This window comes from Vibrio sp. L85 (assembly GCF_963871815.1).
GTDB lineage: Bacteria > Pseudomonadota > Gammaproteobacteria > Enterobacterales > Vibrionaceae > Vibrio > Vibrio harveyi.
Genome location: NZ_CAWMYL010000029.1, coordinates 1 through 7,028 on the forward strand (window position 1 = coordinate 1; position 7,028 = coordinate 7,028).

The following is a 7,028-nucleotide window of genomic DNA, read 5'->3' on the forward strand; positions in this document are numbered from 1 at the left end:
TCATAACAAACAACAACCTTATCTAGCTATGTTTAATTTGATATTTATGCCCGTTCAACTTGAAGATGCAGGTTTCAATATCTGAAAATTATCTGTAATTCTGGATGCGAGTGAGCCTGCAACTTCAGGGAGCGTTACATCAAAAAACGTTTTGATAGCAGAGGTGAATGCTGCTTTGGAGGGAAAATAGACATTGTTCCTCACATGCTCATTCATTACTTTCCAAAGCCGCTCTATCGGATTTAAGTTCGGACTATATGGCGGCAAGTAATGAAGCTCTATATTGAGCACTTTTGCCGCATTCTTCACCATTTCTGTCCGATGATAGGCTGCGCCATCAAGCACAATATGCACGGTTTGCTCTAGTGGATAACACTCTTTCTTGAGCTTCCAAAAGAAGCGAACAATACTCTCGCTATCTATCGTCTCATAAGTATCGGTGATCGTGGTGCTAATATCTTTCAGGGGGAGAGCACCGATTAAATTCACTCGAGTACGACTACCTGTCGTTTCAATAAGCTTATCCTGCCCCTTACGGATCCAGCCATAGCTGAGCTTTGTTGATTGAGTTGGATGAACAGCATCCATGAAAAGCACTGGCGCATCATTGGACTTAAGCACCTCGTTGTAATACTCGATAAATGCTTGCTGCTCTTCAGGTTTTAGCTTGTGCGGTACACTTTTGGGCTTTTTGTATGAAAAACCATGGTGATGTAACCACTTATTCATGCCTGCAACTGTGTAGCGAACGCCGAATTCAGCCTCGACGTAAGCAACGATTTGATGGGTATGGAAATAAGTTTTTTCAGTCAAATGCTCGATTAAATGCATGGTTTGGGTAGCAGAAAGCTTGCTTTGGCTTCCACCATTTTCAGGCTTGAGTTTTTCAGAAAGCACGTAGTCGCTGAGGTGACGTGCAACAGTCGATTCGTGAATGCGAAGAGCTTGAGAAATCATCGCCTGACTCCAACCTTCAGACGCAAGTAAGACCGCTTTGATGCGGTCACGTACTAGACCATCACGAGTGGAATCGTGCATCTCTTCGAGTTGTAGTTTCTGTTGGGGAGTCAGTGTTATTTTCATGGAGCGTAGCATGATCCTGATTTTATGAAAAATCAAGCATCTTCAATGATCACTGGTATAACGTGATATGCATCATTCATTTGAATCAAATTTGTGTAATAAACACACAATAGAGACCAATAAACGAGCAAAACAGTCCGCAATTGATGATTGATCGTGTTAACAAGCGGTGATAGGATTCCGCCCCTTCAAAAACGCTGCAATAAACATTGGCTAAGTAATTTAATTATGTCCAACAATGAAGGGTTGACGCTGATATGTATTCACTTTTATTTAAGTATCATCAGCGGCAATAGAGAACAATTTAAAGAAAGTGCTAATTTAACAAAAACTAATAATTACAAAGAAGAACTCGAAAAAATTAAAAAAGAAAACAAAGTAAAAATAACCACAAAACATTCACAATTTAAAAACATAGATAAAATAAAAACACCTGCCATTTTATTTGATTCACAAGGCACGCCATTTATTCTAGCAAAAGCTAATAAAGATAAGTGTTTAGTACAAAGACCTAAAAAAGAAAGTCCGGAAGTGGTCTCTTATCACGAACTTAACTCGACTTGGAACAAAAAATCTCTAGAAATAAAACAAGCACAATCTCGCTTTGACATCACTTGGTTCATTCCCGAGTTTCTGCAACATAAACGAGTCTTGAGTGAGATTCTGTTGTTCTCTTTTGTTCTGCAAATCCTCGCGCTTATTTCGCCTCTTTTTTTCCAAGTGGTAATGGATAAAGTGCTGGTTCACCAAGCTTGGTCAACACTGGATGTGCTGGTGTTTGGCCTCGTGGTTACCGGGGTGATCGAAGTGGTCCTTCGTGGTCTACGTGAATATCAGTATGCCCACACGGCCAATCGGATTGACATACAACTCGGACTAAAACTGGTTAAACATCTGTTTGGTCTACCGTTGATGTTTTTTAAATCCCGCCAAGTCGGGGCGATTGTCACACGCGTGCGAGAACTCGACACCGTGCGTGAGTTTTTGACTGGCTCCATGTTTACTCTAACGGTCGAACTTCTGTTTATGTTCGTCTTCCTGTATGTAATGAGTTTACTTTCCGGCCCGCTCACTTGGCTTTTCATCGCCACAATACCGTGTTACGCCCTTCTTGCTTGGTGGTTAACGCCAAGAATGCAGGCGGCGATTGAAAAACAGTTTTCACATGCTGCGGCAAACACATCCTTTCTTACCGAAACCGTGGCAGGCAGTGAAACCCTGAAAAGTTTGGCGGTTGAGCCGCGCTTTATTCGCCGCTGGGATGAACAAACCGAAAAAATGTTCTCAACCGGTTACGATGTCCAACAGCTCAATAATCGCTCAAACCACCTAGTTCAATTGCTGCAAAAAATCACCAGTGTGGCGATCTTGTGGCTTGGGGCAACGGAAGTACTCTCTCTTGAAATGACCATCGGTCAATTGATCGCTTTCAATATGATGACCAATCACATCGCCCAACCGCTAGCGCGTATGGTCGAATTGTGGGGGCAATTTATTCAAACCCGCGTCGCCGTCGAAAAACTCGGGGATATGCTCAACCTGCCAGTAGAACAACACACCGAAAGTGACATTGTCACACTTCAAGGGGCCGTTTCTTTTAAAAATATCCTCTTTCGTTACCAACCGGATATTCCCCCCACTATCAACGACTTGTCATTGGACATAAGAGCGGGTGAGACATTGGGCGTCGTCGGCACGTCCGGTTCAGGAAAAAGCACCTTAGCTCGCTTGCTGTTGCGACTTTATAGTCCAGAGCAAGGCAGCATCACGATTGATGGCATTCCACTCAATCACATCCACATTCAGCAATTGAGACAACAAGTGGGGGTGGTACTACAAGAAAACTTCTTATTTAACAAAAGTGTGAGTGAGAACATCGCCCAATCGAAACCGGAAGCAAGCTTAGAAGAAATTATTGAAGCGGCGAAACTCTCAGGCGCGCACGAATTCATCCTCAAGTTGCCCATGGGTTACGACACCATTTTAGCGGAAGGCGGACAATCTCTCTCTGGCGGCCAAAGGCAGCGACTCGCGATTGCACGAACACTGCTGTCGGATCCAAAAGTATTGATTTTGGATGAAGCCACCAGCGCCCTAGACGATGAATCTCAGGCGTTAATTCAATCCAACATGGGCAACATCGCCCTAGGCCGCACCGTGATCACTATCGCTCATCGCTTGTCTACCGTGCGCGATTGCGATCGCATCATTGTGCTTCATCAAGGCGCGATTGTTGAGCAAGGCTCGCATCAGCAGTTACTCACCCACGGCAAACAATACAAACAGTTATGGCAGCTTCAGCAAGAGCTCAAACAAGAGGAAACCACCGCATGATCAGCATCATTAAGCGTTTCTTGGGCAAAGGGCAACCTCGCCAAAGTGCCGAACACCACTATGAATTTCTGCCTGCGCATCTTGCTTTGGCTCAAAAACCGCCATCACCCTTTGCACGGCTAACCGCGATAACACTGAGTATTGGCGTACTGGCTGCGCTGCTTTGGGCGTATTGGGGGAAACTGGATGTACAAGCCACCGCCACGGGCCGCCTTGTGGTCTCTGGCCGTTCACAAGTTATCCAATCTTATGAGCAAAGCCGCGTAATGAGCATCCATGTGAGGGATGGCCAGCGGGTGGAAAAAGGTGCGCCCTTGTTGACCTTGGATACGCTCGGGGTGAATCAAGACATCACACGTTTGATCACTCAATCCGAGTTTCAAACCAATGAACTCATTCGTTACCGCACTTTACTCAACGACCAACCTTTGGTTCAAGACCCAATGTTCACCGCCTTGCCAACAGAGCAACAGGCGCTGATCAATGAAAACTATCTCAGCGAGAAACGAGAATTTGACGCGACGTTAGCGAGCATCAGCGCAGAAATGAAGGTCAATCGCACCTCTCAAGCCGCTCGCCAAAGCGACATCAACGCCCTAATTCAGCTCACCGAGAACATCAGCCAACGTCTGGCTGCGCGTAAAACGCTCAATCAGGTTAAAGTCATTGGCCACGTCGAGTATCTAGAGCAAGAGAAAGAGTTGCTAGAAGTACAGCGCCAAGTCGCTCAGCAACGAGCAGAGCTACAAGTGCTGAAATCGCAATATCAAAGTCTCGAAGAGCGTCAAACGGGCTTCAAAGCGCAAAAGCATCGAGAGTGGCTGGAAAAGCGCCGACAAGCAAAATTGCAGTTGGCCGCGTTGAATCAAGAGCTGTCTAAAGTACGTGAGCGCGAACAGTTGGAAATCATTCGCTCTCCTGTCGATGGCACCGTGCAGCAACTCAGCGTCTATACCCTAGGCGCAGTGCTGCAACCTGCGCAAAATTTAATGATCATCGTACCGGAAAACAGCGTGCAGCTGGCGGAAGTTCAGATCCTCAATAAAGACGTTGGCTTTGTCTATCCGGGCCAGTCGGTCACGGTCAAAGTGGATGCGTTTCCCTACACACGATACGGAACAATCGACGCTGAGCTGCTGAGTATCTCACGTGATTCCACCACCGACGAACAGCTTGGGCTGGTCTTTCCTGCTCAAGTACAACTGAACAAAAACAATATCGTCATCGATGGTCAAATGGTTGAGCTGACTCCTGGCATGTCGGTCGTTGCTGAAATTAAGACCGATAAGCGACGCGTTATCGACTACCTACTCAGTCCAATTCGCGAGTACCAAGCTGAAGCGTTGAGGGAGAGATAGAGATGACTGCCACGTTATCAGCCAATGAGCATATCGACACTATAGGGCAAGTGCGACCAGAAGAAACCACACGTAATAACTGGGGAATCGAGGCCGTGGTTTACGCTGGCCAACAGTTCCATAAGAAATCGTCCAGCTCACAGCTTAAGCACGCATTAGGCGTAAGCCATGCTCACCTGAGTGACATGGAGATGAGAGAAGCGGCGGACTATCTGGGCCTTAAAAGCCAAGTCACCACGCTGCACACTCAAGCGCTCGACACTTTGCCGCTCCCTGCCCTTATCGAGAATAACCATGGCTGGCAAGTGATAACCCAAGTCAGTGATGGGCATTGGACATGTTATGATCCCTCGACGCAACAGTTGCAAACAAAACCTGTATCGCCAAACCCATCTCAGCGAAAGCACAAAGTGATGCTGCTCGCCGATGAGCAGCTCAGCAGCAAAGAGGTCAAATTTGGTCTGAGCTGGTTTTCGCCTTCGATTCTGCGGCAAAAGAGCCAATTGCGTGATGTGTTTCTTTACGCCATCGCGTTACAGGTGTTTGCTCTCGTTAGCCCAATGTTGTTTGAAAATGTCATCGATAAGGTACTGGTTGGGCGCAGTTTATCCAGCTTGCACGTACTGGCGCTGGCCATGTTGGCACTGGCCATTGCCGAGCCAGCATACAGCTATTTACGAAACACGGTGTTTGGCCACCTTGCCAGCCAAGTGAATGCCGAGCTTTCAGGTCGGCTTTATCGCCACTTAGTCGGTTTGCCATTAACCTATTTTAAGCAGCGTCAAACCGGCCAAATCATTGCTCGAGTGCGTGAAATGGCACAAATCCGTCAATTTGTGACAGGGTCGACACTGATGCTGCTGCTTGATCTGATTTTTGTCACCGTCTTCCTTGCCGTGATGTTTCATTACGCCAGCACGCTCACCTGGTTGGTGATTGGCTCCTTGGTGATTTACTTTGTACTGTGGCTCATTGCAGGACCACTGATCCGCAAAAAAGTGGAATCGGAGTACGAGTCCGCCGCTAGCGCAACCACGTTTTTGACCGAGGCCGTGACTGGCATTGAAACCATCAAAACCACTGCCACAGAGCATCGCTTTCTCGAACAGTGGCAACGTATTCTTAGCCAACAATTAAACCGAAGCTTTGACGCGCAAAAATCTGGGCTGGTTGCAGGGCAAGCTATCGCTTTGGTGCAGAAGCTCACCGCCGCGCTACTGCTTTGGTGGGGCGTGAGCGCGGTGCTTAAAGGGGAAATCACGCCCGGCCAATTAGTCGCATTCAACATGCTTGCTGGCCATGTGACGCAACCTGTCTTACGTCTGGCACAAATTTGGCAAGATTTTCAGCACACACTCATCGCTTTAAGACGCGTGGGCGATATTCTCGATGAACCAAGAGAGAACAGTAAACAAGGTTTAGCCTCGGTACCCGAGCTCGAAGGTGGCATTGAGTTTAGTAACATTCGTTTTCGCTATCACAAGGATTCACCAGAAGTGTTGGCCAATTTGTCCCTCAAGATTCAGCCTGGGCAATTTATCGGCGTTACTGGGCCTTCAGGCTCAGGGAAAAGCACGCTCACTCGTTTGCTACAGCGCTTATACGTTCCACAACATGGACAAGTGTTGGTCGATGGAATGGATCTCGCGATTGCCGATCCCGTTTCTCTGCGTCGCAACATGAGCGTGGTATTGCAAGAGAGTATCCTCTTTTCCGGCAGTGTGGCGGACAACATTCGTTTATGTAAACCGCAAGCCAGCGACGAAGAGATTCGCCACGCTGCGCAATTAGCAGGCGCATTAGAATTTATTGAAGGGTTTCCTCACGGTTTTAACCAACCAGTGGGTGAAAAGGGCGCAGCACTGTCTGGTGGTCAAAGACAGCGTATTGCTTTGGCAAGAGCCCTACTGGTGGACCCGAGAATCTTGTTGCTCGATGAAGCAACCTCCGCGCTAGACTACAACTCTGAAGCGGCAATCATGAGCAATATGGATGAAATTTGCCGTGGCCGCACGGTGATCAGTATTGCGCATCGACTCAACACCATTCGTCATGCCGATAACATTTTTGTGCTCGATAAAGGCCAAGTTGCCGAAAGCGGCACACACGATGAGTTAGTTGCCCAACAAGGCTTATACGCTAAGCTATGGAAGCAGCAAGTGGGTGAATAGCCCTAACTTATACAAGGGGTCTGAAGTCCAATGAAACGAAAACGTACTATAAGGACTTCCGCCCGTTGTCAAACAGGTATTC

At 47.3% G+C, this 7,028-nt stretch carries 4 protein-coding genes; 3 read left to right on the plus strand and 1 reads right to left on the minus strand.

The features are described from left to right. Nucleotides 1-54: 54 nt before the first annotated feature. Nucleotides 55-1,083, minus strand: a complete 1,029-nt coding sequence (locus AACR11_RS06600; protein ID WP_017818217.1) for an IS630 family transposase — start codon at nucleotides 1,081-1,083, stop codon at nucleotides 55-57. 228 nt (nucleotides 1,084-1,311) lie between these two features. Here AACR11_RS06600 and rtxB point away from each other — a divergent pair, with 228 nt between their 5' ends. From rtxB to AACR11_RS06615, 3 genes are read left to right on the plus strand one after another with little or no spacing between them, the layout of a single operon-like run. After that, entirely contained in the window at nucleotides 1,312-3,417 is a 2,106-nt protein-coding gene (gene rtxB / locus AACR11_RS06605) for an RTX toxin T1SS ABC transporter subunit RtxB (RefSeq protein WP_017818216.1), read from the plus strand. After that, nucleotides 3,414-4,775, plus strand: a complete 1,362-nt coding sequence (locus AACR11_RS06610) for an HlyD family type I secretion periplasmic adaptor subunit (RefSeq protein WP_017818215.1) — start codon at nucleotides 3,414-3,416, stop codon at nucleotides 4,773-4,775. Before rtxB ends, AACR11_RS06610 begins: the two co-directional genes overlap by 4 nt. A gap of 2 nt (nucleotides 4,776-4,777) precedes the next feature. Further along, nucleotides 4,778-6,946 (plus strand): type I secretion system permease/ATPase, encoded by a 2,169-nt coding sequence (locus tag AACR11_RS06615; RefSeq protein ID WP_017818214.1) that lies wholly within the window; start codon nucleotides 4,778-4,780, stop codon nucleotides 6,944-6,946. Nucleotides 6,947-7,028 lie beyond the last annotated feature (82 nt).